General features: G+C 66.6%; 25 protein-coding genes. 18 read left to right on the top strand and 7 right to left on the bottom strand.

The genetic code is table 11. The annotated features are described in order from the left end of the window. Window positions 1–16: 16 nt before the first annotated feature. From OWM54_RS43060 to OWM54_RS43050, 3 genes are read right to left on the bottom strand one after another with little or no spacing between them, the layout of a single operon-like run. Entirely contained in the window at window positions 17–661 is a 645-nt protein-coding gene (locus OWM54_RS43060; protein WP_267701282.1) for a hypothetical protein, read from the bottom strand. Then, window positions 661–1,368: a protein mobD gene (locus OWM54_RS43055; protein ID WP_267701281.1), complete on the bottom strand. Its 708-nt coding sequence runs from the start codon at window positions 1,366–1,368 to the stop codon at window positions 661–663. The genes OWM54_RS43060 and OWM54_RS43055 overlap by 1 nt, the downstream gene beginning before the upstream one ends. Before the next feature lie 17 nt (window positions 1,369–1,385). After that, complete coding sequence (locus tag OWM54_RS43050; protein WP_267701280.1) at window positions 1,386–1,916, bottom strand: hypothetical protein; 531 nt, start codon at window positions 1,914–1,916, stop codon at window positions 1,386–1,388. 922 nt (window positions 1,917–2,838) lie between these two features. Here OWM54_RS43050 and OWM54_RS43045 point away from each other — a divergent pair. From OWM54_RS43045 to OWM54_RS42965, 17 genes are all read left to right on the top strand, one after another. Continuing rightward, on the top strand, window positions 2,839–4,569 hold the full coding sequence (locus OWM54_RS43045; RefSeq protein ID WP_267701278.1) for a DUF3363 domain-containing protein: 1,731 nt from the start codon (window positions 2,839–2,841) through the stop codon (window positions 4,567–4,569). Then, window positions 4,523–7,066: an IncP-type conjugal transfer protein TraG gene (gene traG, locus OWM54_RS43040; RefSeq protein WP_324289198.1), complete on the top strand. Its 2,544-nt coding sequence runs from the start codon at window positions 4,523–4,525 to the stop codon at window positions 7,064–7,066. Before OWM54_RS43045 ends, traG begins: the two co-directional genes overlap by 47 nt. Then, window positions 7,063–7,542 (top strand): hypothetical protein, encoded by a 480-nt coding sequence (locus OWM54_RS43035; protein WP_267701277.1) that lies wholly within the window; start codon window positions 7,063–7,065, stop codon window positions 7,540–7,542. The genes traG and OWM54_RS43035 overlap by 4 nt, the downstream gene beginning before the upstream one ends. After that, window positions 7,539–8,492: a P-type conjugative transfer ATPase TrbB gene (trbB, locus tag OWM54_RS43030; RefSeq protein ID WP_267701276.1), complete on the top strand. Its 954-nt coding sequence runs from the start codon at window positions 7,539–7,541 to the stop codon at window positions 8,490–8,492. Before OWM54_RS43035 ends, trbB begins: the two co-directional genes overlap by 4 nt. 569 nt (window positions 8,493–9,061) lie before the next feature. Beyond that, a complete protein-coding gene (locus OWM54_RS43025) occupies window positions 9,062–9,898 on the top strand; it encodes a 3'-5' exonuclease (RefSeq protein ID WP_267701275.1) in 837 nt (278 codons plus the stop codon). A gap of 178 nt (window positions 9,899–10,076) precedes the next feature. Further along, window positions 10,077–10,313 (top strand): hypothetical protein, encoded by a 237-nt coding sequence (locus OWM54_RS43020; RefSeq protein WP_267701274.1) that lies wholly within the window; start codon window positions 10,077–10,079, stop codon window positions 10,311–10,313. A gap of 1,413 nt (window positions 10,314–11,726) precedes the next feature. After that, entirely contained in the window at window positions 11,727–12,299 is a 573-nt protein-coding gene (locus OWM54_RS43015; protein ID WP_267701273.1) for a hypothetical protein, read from the top strand. 359 nt (window positions 12,300–12,658) lie between these two features. Then, window positions 12,659–12,955, top strand: a complete 297-nt coding sequence (locus OWM54_RS43010; RefSeq protein WP_267701272.1) for a hypothetical protein — start codon at window positions 12,659–12,661, stop codon at window positions 12,953–12,955. A gap of 1,535 nt (window positions 12,956–14,490) precedes the next feature. Beyond that, window positions 14,491–15,036: a hypothetical protein gene (locus OWM54_RS43005; protein WP_267701271.1), complete on the top strand. Its 546-nt coding sequence runs from the start codon at window positions 14,491–14,493 to the stop codon at window positions 15,034–15,036. A 253-nt stretch (window positions 15,037–15,289) separates the two neighbouring features. Further along, window positions 15,290–15,754, top strand: a complete 465-nt coding sequence (locus tag OWM54_RS43000) for a PadR family transcriptional regulator (RefSeq protein ID WP_267701270.1) — start codon at window positions 15,290–15,292, stop codon at window positions 15,752–15,754. Further along, on the top strand, window positions 15,751–16,059 hold the full coding sequence (locus OWM54_RS42995) for a PadR family transcriptional regulator (protein ID WP_267701268.1): 309 nt from the start codon (window positions 15,751–15,753) through the stop codon (window positions 16,057–16,059). The genes OWM54_RS43000 and OWM54_RS42995 overlap by 4 nt, the downstream gene beginning before the upstream one ends. Before the next feature lie 376 nt (window positions 16,060–16,435). Next, a complete protein-coding gene (locus tag OWM54_RS42990) occupies window positions 16,436–16,723 on the top strand; it encodes a hypothetical protein (RefSeq protein WP_267701267.1) in 288 nt (95 codons plus the stop codon). A 254-nt stretch (window positions 16,724–16,977) separates the two neighbouring features. Then, a complete protein-coding gene (locus tag OWM54_RS42985; RefSeq protein WP_267701266.1) occupies window positions 16,978–17,178 on the top strand; it encodes a hypothetical protein in 201 nt (66 codons plus the stop codon). A 263-nt stretch (window positions 17,179–17,441) separates the two neighbouring features. Next, window positions 17,442–17,720 carry a hypothetical protein gene (locus OWM54_RS42980; protein WP_267701265.1) on the top strand — a complete coding sequence of 93 codons (279 nt, stop codon included), beginning with the start codon at window positions 17,442–17,444 and terminating at the stop codon, window positions 17,718–17,720. Between the two features lie 161 nt (window positions 17,721–17,881). Further along, on the top strand, window positions 17,882–18,022 hold the full coding sequence (locus OWM54_RS42975) for a hypothetical protein (RefSeq protein WP_267701263.1): 141 nt from the start codon (window positions 17,882–17,884) through the stop codon (window positions 18,020–18,022). Between the two features lie 10 nt (window positions 18,023–18,032). Beyond that, complete coding sequence (locus OWM54_RS42970; RefSeq protein WP_267701262.1) at window positions 18,033–18,173, top strand: hypothetical protein; 141 nt, start codon at window positions 18,033–18,035, stop codon at window positions 18,171–18,173. A 155-nt stretch (window positions 18,174–18,328) separates the two neighbouring features. Further along, window positions 18,329–19,942 (top strand): hypothetical protein, encoded by a 1,614-nt coding sequence (locus tag OWM54_RS42965; protein ID WP_267701261.1) that lies wholly within the window; start codon window positions 18,329–18,331, stop codon window positions 19,940–19,942. A gap of 55 nt (window positions 19,943–19,997) precedes the next feature. Here the strand turns inward: OWM54_RS42965 and OWM54_RS42960 are convergent, their stop codons facing one another. Continuing rightward, window positions 19,998–20,381 carry a hypothetical protein gene (locus tag OWM54_RS42960; protein WP_267701260.1) on the bottom strand — a complete coding sequence of 128 codons (384 nt, stop codon included), beginning with the start codon at window positions 20,379–20,381 and terminating at the stop codon, window positions 19,998–20,000. 251 nt (window positions 20,382–20,632) lie between these two features. Further along, entirely contained in the window at window positions 20,633–20,809 is a 177-nt protein-coding gene (locus OWM54_RS42955; protein WP_267701259.1) for a DUF3606 domain-containing protein, read from the bottom strand. 516 nt (window positions 20,810–21,325) lie between these two features. On the opposite strand from OWM54_RS42955, the gene OWM54_RS42950 reads away from it, so the two are divergent. Continuing rightward, window positions 21,326–21,865: a hypothetical protein gene (locus OWM54_RS42950; protein WP_267701257.1), complete on the top strand. Its 540-nt coding sequence runs from the start codon at window positions 21,326–21,328 to the stop codon at window positions 21,863–21,865. A 470-nt stretch (window positions 21,866–22,335) separates the two neighbouring features. On the opposite strand, the gene OWM54_RS42945 is transcribed toward OWM54_RS42950, so the two are convergent. Both OWM54_RS42945 and OWM54_RS42940 read right to left on the bottom strand, forming a co-directional pair. After that, a complete protein-coding gene (locus OWM54_RS42945; RefSeq protein WP_267701256.1) occupies window positions 22,336–23,085 on the bottom strand; it encodes a double-CXXCG motif protein in 750 nt (249 codons plus the stop codon). Further along, window positions 23,086–23,787, bottom strand: a complete 702-nt coding sequence (locus tag OWM54_RS42940) for a TIGR02269 family lipoprotein (protein WP_267701255.1) — start codon at window positions 23,785–23,787, stop codon at window positions 23,086–23,088. Window positions 23,788–24,393: the final 606 nt, after the last annotated feature.

Below are 24,393 nucleotides of genomic sequence, written 5' to 3'. Positions count from 1 at the left end.
CCACTCCCGGCCACCATCACATGAGGCTTGCGAGGACTCCGCCTACCGCGACGGCGCCGAACGCTGCGAGCACCAGCAGGCTCCATGCAATCAGCCTCCCACGAAGTCCCCCTGTCCTTTCGCGCATCGTCCGAATCGCCTCATGCGTCAGGTACGCCGCCACTCCCATCAGCGGCACGAGCAGAAGCCACCCAGCCGGCGCCCTGAGGATGGCTGCCATCACCTGGCCCCCTCTGCTCTCTTCGACTCCCAGCCACTCAGGGACACCACGACTGCCCAGGGTGTACCCAACGTTAATGCAAAGCGCTCCGAACGCGACGAGCGCTACTCCACTCGTCGCCACCAGCACTCCACGCGAACTCAGTGGTCGCGGCGCTGGAGTTGCTGCATGACAACTTCTTGCCGCCAACTCCCGGACGAGGTGGTTGTTTCGAGCGAGCTCTACCCTCGTGGCCTTCAGGACCTCGTGCACCCGCTCGAGTTCCTCGCGCACCGCAGCGTCGTAGTCCTGCAGGATGACCGCGACCGCCCACATCGCATCGTCATCCCGCAGTTCCAGGGCCTTCTGTAACCGCAGGAGGCGCTCACGCTCACGCGCTGATGGGACCCTTCCGAGGAGCTGTTCGAACGCTGGTTGCTGCTCGCCGGTCCCCATCTCCATCACCCAACCGCAGCCGACTGAAAGACGCGGTCGGCCTGCTCGCGCCAGTGCTTGAAGCCAACTCTGAGACCGAACGACAGTTCTTTCTCCGCTCGCGACAGAGAGAGGCGATGGCTGTAGACCGCGTCCGAGATTCGGTCCGACATCTCAGGGAAGTTGAGGCTCAGTCCGCCGGCAGCCTCGACTGACGCTCGAAGCACCGAATTGGCGTAGAGCTCGAACTTATTCTCATCACCGAAGTAGAGATTTCTCAGCACGTGCACCTTCGACTCGCCCCCCCATTGGGATAGCGCCTCCTGGAACTGCTTCAGCAACTCCAGGCTGTCCCTCTGCCGGTTCACGACCCAGAGTGTCACAATCGGGCGCCCAAGCTCAGCTGCGCCTTGGGTGAGGTACCAGCCATTGCGCGCTACCGAGTCGTTGTTTCGTGCTGCCGTGTTGATGACCACAGGTCCTGCGTGGCTTGCACAAATGTCAGTGAGGACCTCCCAGCCTTCCTTCTCGTCCAGGTTGACGGACTGTGCGCCGATGACCTGGGTCTCGACCTCCTTCGCATACGACTTGACGCAGTCGGGGTTGCTCGTGTCGCACTCGATGAGGAATGGCTTGTGCCCCCTCCTGCACAGGTAGTCGATAAGCGCCATCGCCACCATCGACTTGCCGACTCCGCCTTTGCTGCCACCGACCCAGTAGATATTGCTGTCCATGCTTTCCTCCTACTGCCCTAGATGACTTCGCTGTCCGCGACGGGCTTGAAGACGCCCTTGTTGGTCTCGGGTCCCGCCTTCGGTGATTCGTGCCCGCTGGTGCCGGCTTTCGCAGTTGCTTCGGTGCTGCTTGATGAGCCAGGGCGTTGGTCACTCTGGAGTCGCTTCACCTGCGGTTGCACATCGACTCCACGTCGTGCTGACACGGGCGCTGAGGGAACAGTGGCGCTTGTGCGTACCTCTGCCGGTTTGCGGCCCTTCTTCTGTTCCTTCTCGACGTCCTTCTCCTTGGCTTTGGCTCGCTGTTTTATGACCGTGAGCGTCGAGTTGAGCGTCGCTTCGTTGATGGGCAAGCCTCCAGCTGTCAGCGCCTTTGCGACATCGCCGAGGCGATAACCCTTGGAGCGCAGCAGCTGAATCTGAGGGAGCAACTGCGTCACCGCTTCAATCTTCGTTAGGTCTCTCTTCTGCGGAAGAGTGTCCTCATTGCTGAGAGTCGCTCTGAGCTTTTCGATATCCTCAGGCTTCAGGCTTCCTGCCTTCGGCATGGGTCATCCCTTCGAAAGACGTATGGAGAGCCTCGCTGAGGCGAGGCGTGCCGTTCCTGGGCTGCACTACTAACGTATTGCAGACGCGTCCGCAAGTGCCTCATCACGCCGTGGCGACGCTTCGTTGCGGCCTCTAGGGGGTGACGGGCATGCGTGCTGCAACGATGCCCGATGCATTCTGCAGGCCTTTGTCATGCGTGACGTGCCTGCTGGCTAAGGTCTCCTGAAGGTCTTGTGAAGTACAATCGGAGGCCTTGGGAAGCGGCTCACCAGGCCCTGATGGTCGCTGCTCTTGGCCTTTGGTGAACGCTGAGGCGCTCGATCGGGACTCCTACGGCCGGGCATCGTCGTACGCTTCGAGGTTCCTCGCGACCTCCTCTGCCGGTCCGTTGGGGCCTGTGTCCCGTGTGAACCGCAGACCGCACCAGGCATCGGGGCAACGGAGGCAGGTGACACGAACGCTGCGGAGGCCTCAACGCACACGGCCGTCCGACGCGACACCGACGCAACACGAAAGCCGTAGGGGTAGGGCAAGATAAAGCAATGTCTCCATGGTGTGGTTAAGGGGTTGATACTGTTGAAGGTTTCTTGGTGACAGCGGGGGTGTTGTGGTGACCTGTGATATGATACCATTGCGGAATCGCAGGGGAAATCACGTCACCAAAAAGGCGCCATGGGGTCTTCTTCAGAGGAGGATGGGGGCGGCAGGTTCCGTCCCGCAATGGGGCGCGCAAAGCGCGTCCGCGAAGAGCGCGTGCCGACGTTCCGGAACGCGGTGCTGGCGCGCCAGCGCCTCATCCAGCAGGCAGGAGCTGGCGGCTCATCCGGCAGTAGGGGAAGTGGTGTCCGCGGTGGGCACCCGAATCGGGGCCATGCGGCGCTCGACGTCCCCATGCCTGGTCCGATGGACCGACGAGTGGCGGTGAAGCTCTCGGTCGTCCAGCAGAACGAGTACGGCCGGAAGGCCGCACGGATGCACATCCGCTACATCGAGCGGGAGGGCGTCGAGAAGGATGGTGGGCGCGGCCAGTTGTACGGGCCAGGTGGACCGCTGAGTCTCGACGAGGCTCTTCCGGACCTGGCGGGCGAACCCCACCAGTTCCGCCTCATCGTCTCGCCAGAAGATGGTGCGTCGCTCGACCTACGGGACTTCGTGCCCCGGCTCATGGAGCAAATGCAGCGGGACCTCGGGCGCCGATTCGACTGGGTGGCGTCGAACCACCACAACACCGACAATCCCCATGCCCACGTGGTCATCCGCGGGCTCGGCGCCGACGGGCACGAGCTGCGGATGGACCGGGCGTATGTGAGCAACGGCATTCGCTGGAGAGCACAGGCCATCGCGACGGCGGAGCTGGGGCAGCGGAACGTCCTCGAGGTGCAGCAGCAGCTGAATCGAGAGGTGCGGCAAGAGCGGGTGACATCCCTCGACCGGGAGCTGGAGAAGAAGGGGAGGGCGACGCCTGGAGTGGTCGAGCTGAGTGGCGTGCCAGCGGATGCCGGCCAGCGGATGGAGCGCGCCCGGCTCATGGGTCGACTTGCGACCCTTGAGCGCCTGGGGCTTGCGCGTCCCGCAGGACCTGGGCGCTGGAGGATGGAGTCGGAGTGGACACGGCGGCTCCAGGCCCACGCGGAGCGAAACGACATCATCAAGCGGATGCATCAGGGGTTGCAGGGCGACCCGTCGCGCTATCGCATCGTTGAGGGTGCGCGCGACCTGCCCGTGGCGATTGAGGGCGTCGTCCGGTTTCGGGGCCTCCACAATGAGGGCAGGGGGACCCATTTCGTCTGCATCGAGACGGCCGCAGGGGAGGGGTACTACCTCCCGCTCCGCGGGCTCGGTGAGGACATTCGAGAAGGGGAGGTCGTCTCGGCGCAGTTCTCGGCTCGCGTGCTGGCCCGGGAGGACAGCGCCATCGAGGCCGTCACCCGGCTGAGTCGGGGAATCTACTCGCCGGAGGTTCATCTCAAGGCCCTGGAGGAGGGGAGGGTGCAAGCTGCTCAACCGGAGGGGCCGCGCAACTCGCACCAGGACGTCGTCAAGGCGTGCGTTCGTCGACTGGCCGCGCTTGAGGGGGTGGGCCTGGCCGTTCGTACCGAGCTCGGCTGGAAGGTGACTCCGGGGTTGCCGCTCGTGCTCGAGAACGCCGGTACGGCATATCCGAAGCTCCAGAAGCTGAGGATTGAGCGGAAGAGTTCAACACTTGCGACGCAGCGCGCCTACCGAGGGCCGACCTGGCTCGACACCGCGGCGCCACCCGTCGTCGCGCCCCATGGATTCGGCGCCGAGCTCGCGGCGGCGATTCGCTCGCGCCGGGCCTTCCTCAAGACGTTGGGGTTGGCGCCTGGTGAGAAGCTCCTCCAGGAGCTGCGCAAGCTGGAGATGAAGGACACCGGGGAGCGGCTGGCCCAGCAGCAGGGGGCGGAGTACGTGCCGGCACTTCCGAAGAAGGGGCTCTGGAAGGGGAGGGTCGTCCTGACGAAGCCGAATGACGTCAGCGGTCGACGCTTTGCCCAGGTGTACCGCGAAGGCCGCTTCGTGCTGCTGCCGGTGACTGCCGAGCTGCGCAAGCTGGACGGCCAGCGCGTCGAAGTCGGTCGCGAGAATGGAGAGCTGGTGGTTCGTCGAGCAGGCCCTCGGCGAGGGGCGTGATTGGCGGCTGTGCTTCTATTGTATTGCAGACTCTTGGCGTGCTATTGCCGGCTGCATGCGTCGATTCCTCCATCCAGCACACGTCCTGGTCTCGGTGCTGGGGGTTGCCGCGAGTTTCACGGCAGCTACCCAGTACCTCGCTGTGGGCTTCGCGTATCAACCGCGGCTCGGTGAGCCACTCGCCCGAGTCGCAGGACATGCGCTCTACCCGCCACACTCCGTTCTCGTGTGGACGTGGCGCTACGGGAGCTTTCGCCCAGCCGAAGCTCTCCTCACGCAGGCCACCTGGATTCTGCTCGGGGGGGTGACGCTCACCATCCTCTGCCTCTTCGCCCTCGCAATGCTCCGTGGCGCTCCCCCGTCCAAGCGCACGACGTACGGGACGGCTCGTTGGGCGACCACCGCGGACCTGCAGCGAGGCGGGGTGCTGGTGGATGACGGCGTAGTCCTTGCGCAGACAGAGGATGCCGTCCTGGAGGAGTATGTCGACGCCAAGGGCGAGCGTCGGTTGCGGGAGATTCGCGCGGGACGCCACCTGCTGCGGCACAACGGACCCGAGCATGTCTTCGTCTTTGCTCCCACCCGCTCCGGAAAGGGGGCGGGCATCGTCATGCCGACGCTCCTCTCGTGGCGCGGGAGCGTCCTCGTTTACGACTTGAAGAAGGAGCTTTGGAACGAGACGTCGGGCTGGCGGAAGAAGTTCTCGCACTGCATCCGGTGGGAGCCTGCGGCCGAGTACTCCGCGCGATTCAACCCACTCCTCGAAGTCCGCAAGGGCCTTCAGGAGGTGAAGGACGTCCAGAACATCGTTGAGATGCTGATTGACCCGGGAGGGACCCGCGGCGAGAAGGACCACTGGAAGCTGGCGGGTGGGACGCTCCTCACCGCAGCTATTCTTCACGTCCTCTACGCGGAAGACGACAAGACGCTCGCGGGCGTGGCGACCTTCCTCTCGAATCCCGAGCGGAGCATCGTCGAGACGCTCGAGTTGATGCTGAGCACGCAGCATACTGCCGCGGGGCCGCACCCGGTCGTGGCGACGTCCACGCGAGAGGCGCTCAACAAGAGCGAGAACGAGCTGAGTGGAGTCGTCTCAACCGCCCTTGCGTTCTTGAGCATCTACCGAGACCCGCTGGTCGCACGGAACACGGCTGCCAGCGACTTTCGGATCTCCGACTTGATGCACGCGAAGCGCCCGGTCTCGCTCTACCTGGTGCTCCCTCCATCAGACGGGGAGCGGCTCACCCCCGTCTTCCGCCTTGTGCTGAACCAGATCGGGACTCGCCTCACGGAGTCGATGGGAACGGTACAGCGCCCAGCTCACCAGGGCCGCACGGCCTTCGCAGCACGGCTCTTCGGGAAGAAGCCGCCTGCCGAAGTTCATCTACCGGCCACGGACACGGGGCCGAAGCATCGCCTCCTGATGTTGCTGGACGAGTTTCCGACTCTCGGCCGACTTACGTTCTTTGAGCGGTCTCTGGCGTTCTTCGCCGGGTACCGCATCAAGTGCCTGCTCATCGCGCAGTCCTTGGGACAGCTCGAGGAGAAGTACGGCGCGAACAACTCGATTCTCGACAACGCGCACGTGCGCGTGTCGTACGGGGCCAACAACGAGAAGACCGCGGCCCGAATCTCGGAGATGCTCGGTAAGTCGACCGTGGTCACCGAGAGCACCAGCTTCAGCGGGCAGCGGCTGTCAGGGTGGCTTGGGAACAAATCGAGCAGCGAGCAGGAGCATGCCCGCGACCTCCTCACGCCGGGCGAGGTGATGACGCTGCCATCGAGCGACGCGCTCGTCATGGTCGGCGGCATCCCGCCTTTCCGCGGGAAGAAGGTGCTGTACTACGCCGACCCGGCATTCACAGCGAGGGCGAATCTCCAGCCTCCAGAGGACCCCCACGAGCAGGCACGAGAGTTCCTGGTGCGCGTCGTCCCCAACGACTGGGCGCAGCGAAAGCAGTCGGCCACCGCCGCATCATCGGCAGCCTCACCTCCACCGCCGGCAACGACGCCAGTGCTATCGGCGGGAACTCAGCCCGACCCATCAGTCGCGTCCACCCCGAGCGAGCCATTTGCGGATGAGAGAGCCGAGCCCTCGGCAGGCGCTGCGCCCGTGCCCCTCGAGTCGACACCACCGCCGGCCGGCAACCCGGCAGCGCCTCACGCTGCTCCGCCTGCAACTGCAACGCCCCCCGCGCCGAAGCGCAAGAAGGCTCGAGCTCCCGCTCAGGTAGACCTCTTCAGCGATGCCTCGTCAGGGCCCGCTCCTTTGCCGCCGTCGACGGCTGTGGCCGAGGCCGGGCTGCAGGAGGAGGAGCAACACGCAGCACCTGCCGAAGACGCCGACCCCTTCGACGACCTGTGGGCTGGGGGCCTCGACGCTGACGCGAGCCAACCCGAATCTGCTGATGAGGCGGATGGGGATGACGCCTCCGACGACGCCCCAGCTCCCGCTAGTTCACCTCGTATCCGCCGCCGTGGAGATGTGCCGCTGTGACTACTGAACGGAAGCCGACGCCTGGAAAGCTGAAGCGCAAGAAGATTCACCCGTATGTTCCGGCCGAGCAGGCGATGGCGGTCAAGACGTACGCGGCGCTGAAGAGGGTCTCGGAGTCGAGCGTCGTGAGTGCGGCGTTGGCCCAGTATCTGGCAGGGACGAGCGACGCGACGCTCTTGCTGAAGCGTCTGAACCGTCTCCAGAACAAGCTGACGGCCATCGAAGCACTCATGAACCTCCTGAGCGAGAGCTTTGCCCTCTATGTGGAGATCTACTTCGCCCACACTCCCACCATTCACGGCGAGGACGCGAAGGCTACGGCCAGGAGCGCCTCAGCGGCGCGGTTCGCAGACTTCATCGACGCCCTCGCTCAACGCATGTCGACCACCAACCGCTTTGCGTCCGAGGTGCTGCCGGTCCTCGCGGACCAGGATGAGCTCGCGGCTGCTGCCCGTGCCGCGGCGGTGAAGCCATGAGCCCCGACGTCGAAGCGAAGATGCGCACCCTGCGGACTATCCTGAGTCCTCTCGTTCCGTACCTTGATGACCCCGGCGTGCAGGAAATCAGCCTCAACCCAGACGGAGCTCTCTGGGTCGAACGCCGCGGAGAGCCGATGCGGGCAACCGGCGAGCGCCTCTCGCCTGCGGCCGCGATGCTGATGGTGCGCCAGGTTGCCCACTGCATGGACCGTGAAGTGAACGCCCAGAATCAGTCCCTGCCGGCGACCTTGCCGGGCTGGGGTGCTCGCTTCCACGGCGTAATCCCGCCGGCTTTTCCCGCACCGGTCTTCTCCATCCGACTGCCCGGCACGAAGATTTTCACCCTTCCGGACTTCGTTGAGTCCGGCGTCCTTACTCCCGACCAAGCTGACGCACTCTCGCGGTCCGTCAAAGCCCGCCTGAATGTCCTCGTGGGCGGAGGGACGGGCTCCGGCAAGACGTCCTTCTGCAATGCCTTGCTCCAGGTGCTGGCCTCGACGGCGGACCGTGTGTACGTCATCGAGGACACTGCGGAACTCCGCTGCGACGCGCCGAACAAACTCGGCTGCATCATCAACCCCGACTACAGCTACCAGCGGGCGGTCATGGACGCGATGCGCATGAGGCCGGACCGCATCGTTGTGGGTGAAGTTCGCGATGGTGCGGCGCTGGACCTACTGAAGGCGTGGAACACCGGCCACCCAGGCGGCATCAGCACCATCCATGCGAATGACACCCGAAGCATGCTGGACCGGCTCTGTGAGCTCATCCGCGAAGCGGTGCCAAATCTCGATGCCCGGGATCTGGTAGCTCGAACCGTCGAAGTCTGCGTCCACCTGAAGAGAGACCCAGCAGCCAAGGCTGGCCGAAGCGTCACCGGAATCTGCCGCGTGAAGGGCCTCACACCTGCGGGGGCCTGGGACCTCGCACCCCTCGAGCGCGCGTGACGCGAGCGCGCCCTCTCCAGCTCCTGCTCTTCCCGTCGCTGGAGATGTCCGTCAGCCACGAGGAGCAAGACGGTGCTGAGGGAATCCGCAGCCGCTGTGGCTGGTGTGGCGCGGCCGTACGGCTCCCATCCGACGCTCCTGAGCACAGCCCCTGTCCCGCCTGCTGGCGCCCAACCCGATGGCGGCGCCCGCCCCCACCGCAGCAGGGAGGGAAGGGCAGGGCGCGGCGCGCACCGGGCAGGTAGGCGACAGTAGGGGAAGGAAGTCAGGTTGTCATGCTATTGCATTACGAGTCGCTGTGATGCTATTGAATCGCAGACGCTGACTGCGTGCGGGACCTTTCGTCCCGCCGCATGCGCCCGCACATCATGGTCGAACACTCCTCTCTACTCGAGACTGGTCAAGGCACTCCGGAGCAGGAGGTGCCAATCACCATCGTTGCTTCGGGCAGCGTGCAAATTTTCGAGAGGCGGCGAGACGTCCCCGAGGACCTCATGAGTAGAACCGCCCTTCGAAAGGCGGGCCTGACGCCAGGCCCACTCCGCGCTCGTGTTCGCATCTCGAGGAACATGGTCGACCTCTTCCACCGCGCTGAAGCCGCTCCGCGTGACCCTGCGACTCCCGCCCAGCTGTCCGCGCTGGAGAAGGCGAACAGCGTGCGTGCCGAGCGCAATGCCGAGCGCGCTCGGAAGCGCAGTGATGCTGCGGCAGCGCGGCAGGAGGTACTACGGAAGCAGGTGGCCGCTGCGATGAACAGCCTCCGCACAAGCGCACTGGCGGCACTCAAGAGCTGGACCGCCGACGCCCGCACTGTGGTGGTCGACGTTGAATCAACTGACCTCAATGGCCGAGTCATCGAGGTAGCGGTCGTCGACCTGGCCGGCACCGTGCTCCTGCAGCGCCGCATCAACCCTGGTTGCGAGATTCATCCCGGAGCCCAGGCGATTCACGGCCTGACCCAAGCGGACTTGGCGGGCCAACCGGCGTGGGACGGCGTGGTGGACGAGTTCGAGGCCGTCACCCGGGGCCGCAACGTCCTTGCCTTCAATGCGACTTTCGACGGGCTGACGATTGCCCGGAGCACTGAGGTGTCGTGCGGTTCAGAGAAGGGGCGCCTGGCTCGGAAGGCGGCTGAGGACTGGCACTGCGTCATGGGGGCGATGGCGCCTCTCATGGGGGAGTGGGACTCGAAGTACAACGACTTCAAGCTCCCGTCGCTCGCACGAGCTGTCGTCTTCGCCAATGCGGATGTCACGGGTCTTCCACCAGCGCACTCCGCTGTCGGCGATGCACTCCGGACGGTGGCCCTTGTGCACGCCGCAGCGCTCCTTCCGGCGAAGGAGTTTGCTGTCAACGAGATTCCGGATTTGTGGCTGGCCTACCGGCCGCGTGCGGTTTCGTCCTGAAGGTTCCTAGAAGAAAGGGGCTGTGATGAGTCGGCGGCTTTGGATCTGCAGTGCGTGCACCAGCTCGTTCCATGACGATGAGGAGGCGCATGGCCACGGTCAGAGCACCGGCCATCTCATTGGATGCGCGGCCGATGAGGAGACGTCCGGTCCACCTCTGTCGACAGTGGCCCGTGACATGCTGAACAAGGAGGCCGCGACGATTCTCCTCGAGGCTGACGGGCACCTCGGAATTTCGGCGGTGCTGCTCGAGCAAGTGGCGAACGTGTCCGCGCTTCCGCGCCAGGAACGGCAGCAACTGCGTCAGCTGGCCCTGCAGGCGCGAACAACCCGTCGAAGTGCCGTGGCGCTGATGCGGGACTACGCCCTTGGCGCTGGCGTGCGTCCCCAGAAGCCGGTCGAGAGGCTCTCATAGGTATGGGGCGGCGGCGCATGCACTCGCCTGCTGACGATGCGCTGGTGGAGGCGCGACCAGCACTCGCCGTTCTGGCGGAGCGGTACAGCAGAGCGGTCCAATCCGAAGCCGCGCTCGCCCGGCGAGCCGTAGATACCCGGCAGGACATGCAGTCCCGCGCCTTTCGAACGGCCTCTGCTCAGCACCGCCACGCTGCGGACCGACTCGTCTACGCACGCCGCAAGCTTGCGGACAGCCTTGCGCGGGTCCTCGTCCGCGGCCACAAGGTGCACTGCCGATGCTCGGAGTGCGCGCCGGAGCACCGGGCTGTACGGCCACCCCGGCCGCGCCGACGGACGCGCATCAACGACTAGAGCCAGCTCCCGCGCGAGCTGCACACGATGTGGCACCACCGTGGTGCCCAACCGGCAGGGGTGAGGATTTCCCCCTCCCTTGCCCCTGCCGGTTTCTTTTCCCGTGGCGTGCAGACTCATGCGCCTCAGAATCGAGCGGCTGGAAGATGGACATTCTGACTTGCCTCAGTGCCTTACCTGGCATCGCCTTCATCGTGACCATGGGGCTCTGCCACGTGTGCTTCTTCGTCGACGCAAGCCACCTCCACCGGGCGACATTCTCGAGTGCAGCAGTGCTTTGTGCGTGCATCGTGCTGACGGCCCCGCTTCGGCCTGGGGGTGAGGAGAACCTCTGGGTGGTTGTCCTGCTGGGGGTGGCGATCGAGTTGGTGGTTAGCCTGTACCTCCGACCTTCCGTGGTCCCCGAGTGGACCGATTCGACGGCCCAGCCTGTGCGGGCAAGCGACTACGCAGCGTTTCGGAATTGCGCGCAGGTCGTGGGGCTTCTTGCGAGGCTCGTGACCTTCGTCCCTATCGCCATGTCGCTCGTGCAGAGCGATTGGGAAGTTGCAACAGCGCAGTGGGTTGCCGGGCGCAGCGTGGTGGGCCTCATCGTCGAGCTCCACCTGAGGAGAGAGTGGATTCCTCGTTACGGGAGGCGCACGTGCCGGCTCGTGAAGGACGACTGGACTCCTCCCCTCGATATGCTGAGTGGTGCGACCGCTCAGGGCACAGTCTGGACCGCCTGGAGCGATGGTGGGGCTGGCGTACCTCCTAGCCGCAGACGGGACGCCGGCGACGGCGCAGCCTAGACTCCGGAAAGGGCAGGGGAGCGAACCCGCCCTTCAACTCCACCGACTGGGGGAATCGAATGCGGAAGGTCATCGTGCTGTTGGCAGCCCTTGTTGCCGTTGTCGGGTGCTCCTCGGGTGAGCCAGGCCCCCAGGGTGAACGCGGTCCCCAGGGGCCGCCAGGGCCCGCAGGAGGGCCAGCCGGCCCTCAAGGGCCCCGTGGTGAGCCAGGCCCTCAAGGCGCCCGTGGTGAGCCGGGCCCGGCTGGCGGCGCGGGCGAGCAAATCTGCATGCCCGGCAAGGCATTCTGCGACGAGGGGACGCTGTGGCAGTGCACGAAGACGGGACGCGATGCGGTGAACGCCGTGCCCTGCACGGGCGGGTCCGCCTCAAATCCGGTGGGCTGCTTCACTTCAAACTGTGGGAGTGCTGCAGCTTGCTGTCGGTGGACGCGCGCGCCGATCTACTACGACTTTCTCGCGCCGTTCGTCGCGAAGGGTGACTTCCACGTCTACGACGGCCACGTGAACGCGAGTCCGGTTGGCCAGACCTGCTCGCTCGACCCCGTGTTCAATGCTTCCCTCACTATTTACCCGGCTGCGGGGGTGTGCCCGGCGCGCCAGGCTGCGACCGTGAACGTAGGAATCGTGCGCGCGAGCGCGTCACCCGGCCAGACAATCACGCTCCCTTCCCCTGCCGTGTCGCTCAGTGCCTTTGACGCAGCAGGAGTGAGCTGCTTCGCCTTCTCGGGCACGGTGACGTGGCATTCCGACGTGCCCAACTGGCGTGTGACCATCGACGCGACCTGCAGCACGGTTGGCAAGGATCTCCGGGTCCGTGGCGAACTCGGAGGACGTCTCTAACCTGAGGAACTAGGCCTATGCGCGGAGCAGTCCTCCTACTGCTGGTGGCGGGCTGCTCCCGTAGCTACGAGCCTGCCGACACCACCTACTGCCACTTCGTCGCCTGCCGCCAAGGCCCGCCTCCTCTCCCGAAGACTGAGTGCGTCTTTGGCGTCAATGGGCACTTCATCGACGGGCGATGGATGTTCGGCTACGCCGTAGCTGGCGCCGGCGATGATGAGGCCAAGGCCTGGGCCTACCTTCGCGAGCGAGGCTGGCGGGCGTGCAAGTAGCAGTAGTGCTGGCGGACGGAATACCACTACGGGGTGATGGTCCCTGCAACGGATGCTCGCCACGATGACGGCGAGGGAGTGTGACTCATGACGTACGCTGATCTCGCTCGCAAGTATGATGGAGTTTGGTTCTGCCGGAACTGTGACTTCGGCGCGTTGACGGAGAAGGTGGCGGAGGAGCACGTTTCAAAGACCGGGCACGACTTGGAGCGGACGAGCCTTCCCGGAGAGAGCCTGCAGCGGCGCCTCGACGCGGTGAAGGCGGACTTTGGTCAGGTGCTCGAGCGGAACGGCCCTCACTTCATTCACGCTGTGGGATGCGATAGATCGGTCTGCGAGAAGAACTGTGGTGGGCGGCTGGTCTCTTCGGTTGAGGACTACTGACGACGCATCGTGTGGCTGGGCAGGAGGGAAGGGATGACCTCATCGTCTGTGGGGCAGCGGTTCAAGCGCATCAAACGCTTCGAGGCGATTCGGGCAGCGGTGGCCCATGGCGCTCCCGGATTGAACGACGCTGCTCGCCTTCATGTGTCCGACGAAGCGGAGCGCTCTGCTGTGGTTCTGTGGGTGGAGGAACTGTGGTCCTCTGAGGCGCTGCGAATCACGGGCGAGTGTCCGCCTCCTCGCCAGCACGAGCCTCAAGAGGTGACGGACTGGCGTCAGCTTCAGCTCACGGCAACCACCCCCTTGGTTGAAGGCCTCCCGTGGGATGACCCGGAAGGGCGACATCGCCTCCAGGTCCTGGAGTTGCTCACCCACAGCCTTGCGGCAACCGCCCTTGAGCCGGTGCGAGTTTGGGTTTCCGAGGAAGAGGCGTGTGCGCACCCGCTTCACCTCGGCATGCGCTGTCACGTCCTGGGGCCGTGGGCCTGCTCGCAGTGCGGACAGCGGTCCTGTTCGACGTGCGGGCGGAAGCGCGGAGACTTCTGCGACGCTTGCCAGCACACGGCGGCCAAAATCCTGGCCCGCCGCATCATTCAGTCCGACAGACCTCGGTGCGCGACTTGGCGGTCTCCTGACCAACTGGCAGCCGCTGAGAACCGCCGAGCGCTCCTTGCTCGCAGGAAGGGTCCGTGATGCCGTTGCTGCCATCCACCGGTTTTCTCGATGCCGCCAGCATGGGCCGCCTGACGGCTCAGCTGCCAACCCTGCAGGATGTTCCCGGAACGAGTCCTTGGGATGCCGAGGCTCTTCTGCAGTGGCTCTGTGGACCCGCTCCGTCCTCGGGGGGAGCTCATGCCGCTCGTTTCGTTCTCGGCGTCTGGCGTCCTAATATCGACTGGAGCCTCGTTGCCCGCGCGTTCACCTACGTGGGAGTAGACCGTGCAGGGCGTTTCGATCTGGTCGCCGCCTGCGGCACATGGGACCGCGAACACGTCGCGTGTATCTCGCGCTGGCTAGAGGCGCCACGCCAGACACCTCCCACGGCTCCCCCGGCGATGGGGTCTGATGAGGAAGAGGACCAGAGAAGGCGTCGTGCTCGGTGGCCTTCGGATGGTCGTGAAGCGATGGCCGCGCTGGCAAGCAGCTTGCCGGCGCTCGCCGGGCTCACCGGTGTCACGCCGTGGGACCAGGAGGCCGTGCTGACGTGGCTTTGTTCGGCGGAAGGTCCCAGTGGGGATGTTGCGCACGCCGCTCGGTTTCTCCTTACGTTATGGAACAGCCGAACCGAGTGGCGCGAGGCTGCTGGCGAGATGGGTCTTCCGGTTCCAGGGCGAGCCTCGCGCTTCGACCTGTTCGATGCGCTCCAGGTGTGGGGGACAGCCGATGCCAAGCCCGTGAGGGCCTGGGTCGAGGCTCAGTTCTGGCCCTGAGATCTTCTGGACCTGGCGAACATCCTCTTTCTGGTTCAGGTTGATGACGTCGCTGTCCGGCTTACCGCGGTTGTTGGGGTCATTCTTTATCAAGGGAGCTCCTGCTTGATTTTCAGGGACAAGAAACAAGAGGCGGCCGTCTGTCGTGCCCTCCTAGACACCGTGGATCTCGGCCACATTTGGACCGATGAAGGTCCAACGGAGGAAGCTAGAATTCTCAAAGGATTTGGGATTCGGAAGCTCGACAAACGGGAGTGGCTCATCTTCCGGATTGTTTGGGAGCTCTGGGGTGAACCTGTTGAAGACGTGCGGACATCGGGGACAGACGTCATCAGGGGGTTGGAAGGCCCCTCCGCACAATCCGTCGCGCGCCTCATGCTTGCCTATGCCTCCGGTGGGGGTGACGGCGTCGACCAGTGGCTGTCCGATGCCACATCGCAGTGCTACTTGGACAAGGCCGCAGATGAACGACTCGATGCCGACATCAATGAGGCAGCCCTCGCCAACTACAACTCCCATGACCCTCAGGCCATGGAGTTGAGGGAGCGCGTCAACGCTGCGAGACGGCGTGCAAACGAGTATGAGCAGAAGGCCGTTGAAGCAGCGGCGAAAGCAGTTGAGCGCAAGCCGACAGCCACGGCCCAGAACTAACAATTCGTGAAGGAGGCCTGACCCGCGAACCGCTGACCGGACTCCCGGTCCCAGCGGTTCTGATAACAGCAATAGTCTCCTAAGTGCCCGAATTTACTTGTGTCCCATAATAGGGATTATGTCAACTCGACCGAAATTGTCCGCTGGGGCTGTTCTTCTCGCGACTCTTTCCATCATCACTGCGACCCGGCTCGCGGCCGCTGCACGGGGCCACTGCGCCTATCCTGACCACTCTCACTTCCTCCATCTAGGAGTGCTCGCCTTCTCCCTCACGGGCGGGCTGCTCCTCTTTGCACCGTTCATCGGCTGGTGGCACGCCCGCGTTGGTCTCTGGGGCCGCCAAAGGACGATAGAAGCCCGGGAGGCGACAGCCTCCAGCGCCTTTCGCTCCGCGAAGGACGGCCAGTCGGATTTGGACGACTTCAGAAACCTGCTGGCGCAGAACATCACTTCCACGTGGAGTGGCATTCTCGGCGTCCTCGCCCTGAACGGTGAGACCGCCGCCCACGTCATCCACGAGGGTCTAGTCGGCCGCAAGCTGGTTGATGTGGCGACCGATCCCCGCGAGTACCTCTATGGCGTTCTTCGTGACCTGGAGGCTCGAGGCTGGGTTGCCTCACGCGAGCTGGAGACCAGCCCACTTCCCGGCGGCCCGACGCTTACCTTCTACTCCCTCACCGACGCCGGCCGGCTCGCGCGCCAGGTGCTGACCCAATGAACTTCGTCACCGCTGGCCGCCAGGTCACACAGCTCTGGTGCGGCATCCTGGGCGTCATCGCCCACGACGGCGATGGCTACGGCCTCAGCATCCACGAGGGTCTGGTCAAGCGCGAGCTCGTCTCCGCATCGACCGACCCGATGGCCTACCTCTACGACGTCCTCCGGGACATGGAGGCACGTGGGTGGCTCGTATCTCGCGAGGTCTCGTCTCCCGAGATCGCTGCACTCCGCGGCGGCAGGCCCCGCATCTGCTACGCCCTCACCGACGCAGGTTCCGTCGCACGCCAAGTGCTGGCGACCTGACCCGGCTGCCCGGGGTTGGCGTCCTCCTCATCATGGACACCTCCCCGAAGCCCCCTCCCGTCCGAACCTGGAGGCTCGCGGCTGGGATGCCTCACGCGAGCTGGATACCACTGCAGTTCCCGGCGATCTGACGACCTGACTCTGCTGCCGCCGGGCGGTGACGGGCAGCTCGTCGAGGACCTGGTGGGCGCGGCGCGGGCGTCCTGGCGCGCCCGGGGGCGCGCGGCGGCCGCGGTGGAGTTCGAGCACGTGCCTAGCCCCTGCGCTGACGCTAGGGCGCGCGGAGGCCTCGCTGGCGCCGCGGGTGACGGGCAGCTCGTCGAGGACCTGGTGGGGTGAGGGCGTCATCACCCCGCCGCCTGCTGGACGCTATAGCGTGCGCGTCATGCTCGACCCGCGTTCCGTTCACGCCGCGCAGTTCCTGGCCCGCTTCCGCACCCTCCCTGCCGCCCAGGTGGTTGCTCTGCTTCACCGCCACGCCACCATGGAGCTGGCCGAGGTCTTCGAGGAGTCAACGCGGAGCCTCGTCGCCGAGGTCGCCGCCCTTGTCCCGGCCGAGATTCGCGATGAGATCGTCGAGAAGGTCGGCTCCCTCATCCTCGTCGGCTACCTTCTTCACGCCGAGGAAGTCGCTGCGCCACGCCAGAAGATGTCGAACGCCTAGCTGCCGGGACTTCGGCCGGGGTTGCGGTCCTCTTCGGTCTCGACTCCGGCTCCGGTGGCGGGCGTCGAGGTAGTCGCGAGGGAATCGGTGGGATTTGGCGTCTTGCTCTTCATGGACGCTGAAAGAACCGCGCGATGGCAAGAGGCTCCGCGTACCACCCCAGGAGTATGGCAGCCCGCCTCTGGGCGGGCGAGCCTGCGGACACTCCCAGAAGGCACGCGACACTTGGCGTCAACGACGAATGAGAGGACGGCATGACCTACTATTCTTCCGAGGCAACGCAGCGACTGCAGGACATCGCCAAGACTCAGGGCTCGGAGGTCGGCATCGTCGAGTCCCCTGGGAACAAGGCAGGTCTCTTCTTCATCACTGGGCGCGACGGTCATCCGCTCAACCACTGGGAGCCGCTCGGCTGGACTGAAGAGGAAGCCGCTGCAACGCTCCGGGAAGCGTAGGCGGCAGCATTATCCGGCCCCAGCGAGGTCCATGCCGCGAGGCGGTGTCGTCTTGCCGTGACGCCATGTCCTTGGCGTTCGTGCGCGCGTCTGGCTCGCTGGCGCGGATAGTGACGAGCAGTTCCTAGAGGACCTGGTGGGCGCGCGCGGGCGTCCTGGCGCGCCGGGTGGCGCGCGGCGGCCGCGGTACAGCTCGAGCGCGTCGCGCAGCCCCTCGCGGTGGCGCGGGGGCCTCGCCGGCGCCCGGGGCTGAGGAGCCGCTCGTGGAGGACCTCGTGGGTGCGCGCGGGCGTCCTGGCGTGCCGGGTGGCGCGCGGCGGCCGCGGCGTGGTGCAGGCCCTGGTGCTGGTGCAGGGGCGCGCGCGGGGGCCGCGCTGGCGCCCGCGGCTGACGAGGAGCTCGTGGAGGACCTGGTGGGCGCGGCGCGGGCGTCCTGGCGCGCCCAGGGGCGCGCGTCGGCCGCGGTGGAGCTCGAGCACGTGGGCAGGCCCTGGTGCTGGCGCAGGGGCGCGCGCGGGGGCCGCGCTGGCGCCCGGGGCTGACGAGCAGCTCGTGGAGGACCTGGTGGGCGCGCGCGGGCGTCCTGGCGCGCCCGGGGGCGCGCGTCGGCCGCGGTGGAGCTCGAGCACGTGCCGCAGGCCCTGGTGCTGGCGCAGGGGCGCGCGCGGGGGCCGCGCTGGCGCCCGGGGCTGACGAGCAGCTCGTGAAGGACCTGGTGGGCGCGGCGCGGGCGTCCTGGCGCGCCCGGGGGCGCGCGGCGGCCGCGGTGGAGCTCGAGCACGTGGGCAGGCCCTGGTGCTGGCGCAGGGGCGCGCGCGGGGGCCGCGCTGGCGCCCGGGGCTGACGAGCAGCTCGTGGAGGACCTGGTGGGCGCGGCGCGGGCGTCCTGGCGCGCCCAGGGGCGCGCGGCGGCCGCGGTGGAGCTCGAGCACGTGGGCAGGCCCTGGTGCTGGCGCAGGGGCGCGCGCGGAGGCCGCGCCGGCGCCCGGAGCTGAGGAGCAGCTCGTCGAGGACCTAGTGGGTGCGCGCCAGCATCCTGGCTCGTGGAGGACCTGGTGGGCGCGCGAGGCTCCGATGGAGATCGACCACGTGGGGGACGTTGAACCTGCCCCCTCCCCTCCCCTACGTCGATAGCTTGACGGACGAGAGCGTGGCCGACCTGCCGAAAGGCGACGTTGCCCTTGAGGGCAAGAGAGTGCTTGAGCAACCCGTTGTATCCGGGAGGTACCGAACCCAACTCGACCCGAGGAGCACTGCGAGAATGCACGTAATCTTGCGAGCGGCCGCAGTGATGCTGACAGGCGGACTGCTGGCCTGCCCTGATAGCCAACAATCCGACCAACCCGACGGAGGCGCAGCAGCTCCTGGCCGGCACGTCATCTTGGACGCTGGCTGGGGCGAAGCAGCGCAGAGGCTGCACGCTGTCGCGGAAGTTGAACGCAACGGTGGCAGCATCACGGTCCCCAACCGGGACGGGTCAACTACTCGAATCGTCTCCCGGCTGGACGACGGTGTCCGCATCGTCCAGTACTACAACAACCAGAGTTCTCTTCCTGTCCTCACAACACGAAGCGTCGGAGACGACACCACTCATTGGGGTGATTACGACGAAGACTCTCGACCGGACTACCGCTACGATCGCTCGGTTGATGATGCCGGTGTCCTGCTGCAAGTCTGGCTTGAAGACACGGATCTGGATGGCGAGTACGACCGCCGCCGTACTCAACGAGGGGCCCGTGGGGAGCTGAGAGTCATCCGCGAGAGGCTGACTGCGTTCGACGGCGGCTCTCCTGCTTGGCGCGTCGAATCGGATGTTGTTCTGCCGGCTAATCGGCCGCATCCCGAAGAGAAGGCCGCGACGTGGAATGCTGACTCCCAGTGCGACAGAATGGCCGGCTTCCCTTCTGACCTGCGTTCCACGACAACCGTTGCTGCGCTCCCCGGCGTTCGCATTGTCGATGGAGCGGGACCTGGGGCCTGCAGCGTCGAGCAGACGAGGAAGCTCGTTGCTGCACTTGAGCAGCTCCCGTCAAAGGCGGAGTGTCTGGCGGCAGTGAACACGAAGCTCGCCACCATGCTGAAGGCTGCCATCACCAATGGGGACATCCCGACGCACATCGCGTGTGGTGGGCAATGCCCTGGAATTCGCGCTTCATCCGACCTGGGGCCCCCCACCGTGCTGGACCAACTCCGGTTTGGCCCCTACCGCATCAACATTGCGCCGTACGTTTTAGATGACTCGGTGGGGCTCGCCCGCACCATCCTTCACGAGCTTCTTCACTGGAGCGCCGGCCTCGAGCACGACGAGGACGACAATGGGACTGACCAGGTCTGGTCTTGCTCCCGATACTGCAGCAGCTGCACGCTCGGCGGGTTCGGTGGTGGTGACCCCGCAGCTGATTGCTCTCGGTGCGCCGACGGAAACAAGCGACTGACATGTGGCTCGAAGTACGTCGTCACGGCGATGGCGGGCTGTGAGTCGTTCTCAGCCTCTGTCCACTATGAGGTCGATCCGGTGCTGACCACATGCCGGCTGACCGACACGTCCTTCGCTCGCTGCAGCACATGCGAGGTTTCGCACTGGTCCTATTGCGACGGGAGGCCGGTACCCGTCCCAGTCTCGTACCCCACCGGCTACATCACCGGCTACCGGTGCTGTCTCGGCTGCCACTTGGGAGAGGTCCGGCGGAGTTGCGCCACTGTTCCTCCACTCCCCCTCGAAGCCACCACCTGCAGTCTCCCCGCCGCGTGCGGGACGCTATAGCGTGCGTGCCACCGATGCCGACGCCCACGGCATAGCCGCGTGGGAACTCCCTCCCCTACCGCCGCTCATCCTCAGCGGCGGCCGCGGTGGAGCTCGTCGAGGACCAGGTGGGCGCGCGCTCGCGTCCTGGCGCGTGGGGTGGCGCTTGGCGGCCGCGGTGGAGCTCGAGCGCGTGGTGCAGGCCCTCGTGCAGGCGCAGGTGCGCGCGCGGAGGCGCGCCGGCGCCGGGGGTGACGAGCAGCTCGTGGAGGACCTGGTGAGCGCGCGCGGGCGTCCTGGCATGCCCAGGGCGCGCGGCGGCCGCGGAGAAGCTCAGGCGCGTGCCGCAGTCCCCGGGCTGGCGCTGGGGCGCGCGCGGCGGCGGCGCCAGCGCCCGGGGGTGAGGAGCAGCTCGTCGAGGACCTGGTGGCGCGCGGGCGTCACGGTGGAGCTCGAGCACGTGGCGGAGGCCCCCTCTCGCGCTGGGTCGCGCTGGGCGTCCTGGTGCGCCGGGTGGCGCGCGGCAGCTGCGGTGGAACTCGAGCACGTGGCGCCGGCCCCACGCTGGCGCTGGGGCGCGTGCGGAGGTTGAGGCTCAGTTCTGGCCCTGAGTTGCTTGCTGCGATGCCTGTGGCACCACCCCATCCAGATGCGCGTGCGGAGGGGTTCCTTTGCGGAGTGGCACCGATGAGGCCTACTGCTGTCCTGGCGCTACTTGCCCAGGTACGTCCTCACTGCTTTCGCCGAGTTACCCACCGCGGCGACGGCCGCTCGCAGCTGCGCCTCAGTGCACCCGAGCGAAGCACACCAGTCGCGGACCTCGTACGGCTGGTTCAGGTTGATGAGGTCGTTGTCCGGCGTGCCACGATTCCCCTTGTTGTCAGCCATTGTCATACCTTTCACGCGTCGACGGGCCGGTCGACGCTGGGACCCATATGGTCACCGCCAATAGGAGTAAGACGGGCAGCCGGGTAGTCAAGCGAATCGCTGAACGGACACTCAGTATCTGAACCATGTGGTGCAGGCCCCCTCCCCGGGCGGGCTCGCGCGGAGCCCTCGCCAGCGCTGGAGGGCGCAGAGCAGCTCATCGAGAACCTGTTGGGGACGCGCGGCGGCCGCGATGGATGTCTTTCCTCCCCCCACTGCCCTGTTGGTGCAGCGGCAGTAGGGAGAGTGGTCACTGTTCCAGGTGGGCTCGTGCGGTCCGCAGTGGCACTAGAGCGCGTGGCGCCGACCCCGCGCTGGTCCTGCTCAACCGGGACGCGCTGCTCGTCAGCGGCTGGCGACCGCCCCTTCGCACTCGTCGAGTTGGTACTTGGCACCCCTCGCCGTGGAGCTGACGCCGCAGGAGACCCAGGACGGGCCTCAGAGGCGTTGGTACTTGGCACCCCGCCGGCGCGGCGGGTGACGAGCAACTCGTGGAGGACCTGGTGGGCGCGCGCGGGCGTCCTGGCGTGCCGGGTGGCGCGCGCGGAGACCTCGCCGGCGCCCCGTGGGCGACGAGCAGCTCTGGAGGACCTCGTGGAGGACCTGGTGGACGCGACGCGGGCGTCCTGGCGCCCGTTGGCCGACGAGGAGCTCGTGGAGGGCCTGGTGGACGCGGCGCGGGCGTCCTGGCGCGCCGGGGGGCGCGCGTCGGCCGCGGAGAAGCTCCGGCGCGTACCGCAGTCCGCAGGCTGGCGCAGGGGCGCGCGCGGGGGGCCGCGCTGGCGCCCGGTGGCTGACGAGGAACTCATGGAGGACCTGGTGGGCGCGCGCGTGCGTCCTGGCGCGCCCGGGGGCGCGGCGGCCGCGGTGGAGCTCGAGCACGTGGGCAGGCCCTGGTGCTGGCGCAGGGGCACGCGCGGAGGCCTCGCCGGCGCCCGGTGGCTGACGAGGAGCTCGTGGAGGACCTGGTGGGCGCGCGCGTGCGTCCTAGCGCGCCCGGGGGCGCGCGGCGGCTGAGGTGGAAGCGGAGGCCTTGCCGGCGCCCGGTGGCTGACGAGGAACTCGTGGAGGACCTGGTGGGCGCGCGTGCGTCCTGGCGCGCCCGGGGCGCGCGTTGGCCGCGGTGGAGCTTGAGCACCTGGCGCAGGCCCCGGGCTGGCGCAGGGGCGCGCGGGGGCCGCGCTGGCGCCCGGGGCTGAGGAGCAGCTCGTGGAGGACCTGGTGGACGCGGCGCGGGCGTCCTGGCGCGCCCGGGGCGCGCGTTGGCCGCGGTGGAGCTCGAGCACGTGGGCAGGCCCTGGTGTTGGCGCAGGGGCGCGCGCGGGGGCCGCGCTGGCGCCCGGGGCTGAGGAGCAGCTCGTGGAGTACCTGGTGGGCGCGCGGGCGTCGCGTCGCGCGTCGGCCACGGTGGAGCTCGAGCACGTGGCGCAGGCCCCCTGCTGGCGCTGGGTCGCGCGGGGGCGTCCTTGCCAGTCCTCACCCACTGCTCACGACGAAACGCGAACGCTGGAGCGCTGTGCAACCGTCGTCTTCGAGCGGTCGCTGGTGACATCCACCGCTTGAATCTCCGACTCCTCCAGGTCCCGTCCCAACCGTTCGAGAACGCGCTCGCTTACGACTACGATCGTCCGGAAGACTCTCGCAAAATCGACCGTTGGCACCTTCTCCAGGCTCATCTCGTCAACCGGGGGCAGGGGCATTTCGGAGTCCCCGCGGCCGCAGGTCCTGCAGGGGTTGCCGGCATCCACTCCCCGAATGCTCCCCCCAGGCTGCACCTCAAGTTCCACCAGGTCGGCAACTCCCGGCCGTGCCTTGAAGCGTGTCGGGACCGGGATGGCGCCGGTTAGCCCCTTGAGTCGTGCCAGCACTGCCGGCTGGATGAGGAGTAGCCACGGCATGTGAATGACCACCGGCGGAAACTTCCCCTTGGCCCTCCCGGTCAATGCGCCAAATCCAGTGCCCGGCTCAACGACGGCACCGGGGGGCACCAGCGGCAACACCCGCTCCCTCAGCTTTACGAATTGCTCCCAGGGCACGCACTGCGCCCGTTCCAACTCGCGCCTCTCCGTCAGAGAGGAAAGGTCCACGCTCGGATAGTCGTAGCCAACACCAGCCCAGGTCTCCCGGCAGGTTGGGCACTTTACTCCGGGCAACCCCCACTGCCGGTCGAGGTGGAAGCTGCCGCTCCACTTCGACCGCTCCACACCGCGTCGTTCCCTCAGAGCGTAGTAGCGCATTCACTCTCCTGCGGCAGCGGTCACCGCCAGCTTCTGCCAGTACGTCATCGGAACACCGATGAGACCATAGCGCTCGACCATCACACCGCCATGCCGGAAGTGCGCCGCGCGTGACGGCGGCGTTCGCTGACGCTCAATCCACGTACGCCAGTCACGATTCCATGGTCCGCCATCACTTCCTGCGTGAACCCTCCGATGGTCAGCAATGTCTACGAGCAAGGTGTACTGATGGATGTCGATGCCGTTCCTGCGGAAGTACGCCTCGAAGGCGCGCGGAAAGATGTGGTGGCGCTCCTTCTCACGGCGCTTCCACTCCGCGATGGCCTTCCGTGCAGCCTTGACGCTCGGCAGTTCCTCCTTTCGGTACCAAGGGATGATGAACACAGCTTCTCGGCCTGGAAGGGGAACTGCACCGCCCCAGTACCGTTGGATGCGTGCTGTCGCGGCGTCCGCGCCCCGGGCAGGTGCAAATCGCAGGGCATAAGGCGGCGAGGCGAGGTCCTCGCAGCGGAAAAGGCCGCACTCGTCCTCGTTGCAGGACGGGGCGTAGCAACCCTCCTCCGACACCCCGGCAGACTCCGCGCAGGCCTCCGAGGTGTCATCCACGCCCGCAGTCGGCAAGTCGCTCGTGCCAACATGTTCCGGCGCTCCGGCGCAGCCCGCCCAGAACAGGAGAAGCAAAGCCCTCCACGTGCGCGTCATCGTGAGGCCCCCTGCCCCGCTGCAGCGGTGGCTGTGGTTGCGTGTCAAGTGCAGGATAATCTCTATTTTCTCATTTTGAAGGTTGTTCCGATTCTGAGTCTGTCGCCTAGGACCTCATGGAGGACCTGGTGAACACACGCGGGCCTTCGTTCGACCGTGGTAGGGGCGGTCAATGGCCGCTGTGGGCCGCGACAGCTCGTGGACGACCTGCTGCTAGCGGGGATGTCTTTCCTCCCCCACTGCCCTTTGTTGGGTGCAGCGGCAGTAGGGAGAGTGGTCACTGTTCCAGGTGGGCTCGTGCGGGTTGCAGTGGCACTCGAGCGCGTGGCGCCGGCCCCGCGCTGGTCCTGGGGTGTAGTCCTCGGTGACACCCCGAACGGCGCCGGGCAACTCGTCGAGGACCTGGTGTCCGCGCGGGCGTCCTGGCGCGCCCGGGGTCGCGCGCCGACACCCGGAGGGACCGGCTGCGCGGCCCAGTCCGGGGTGGCCGACTGACCCCGGTCTCCAAGGCCTCGCACCCAGGCCTGCGCGAGGCGTAGCCATACCACCTAGGTGGTACGGCGCCCTGGTGGCCGTTGGGTGAAAGTCACCCCTCACCAGAGGGAA

The sequence above is a fragment of the Myxococcus sp. MISCRS1 genome (assembly GCF_026626605.1).
Classification (GTDB): domain Bacteria; phylum Myxococcota; class Myxococcia; order Myxococcales; family Myxococcaceae; genus Myxococcus; species Myxococcus fulvus.
Note: the sequence above shows the minus strand (reverse complement) of the source record. Positions and strands in the feature narration are given on the sequence as shown.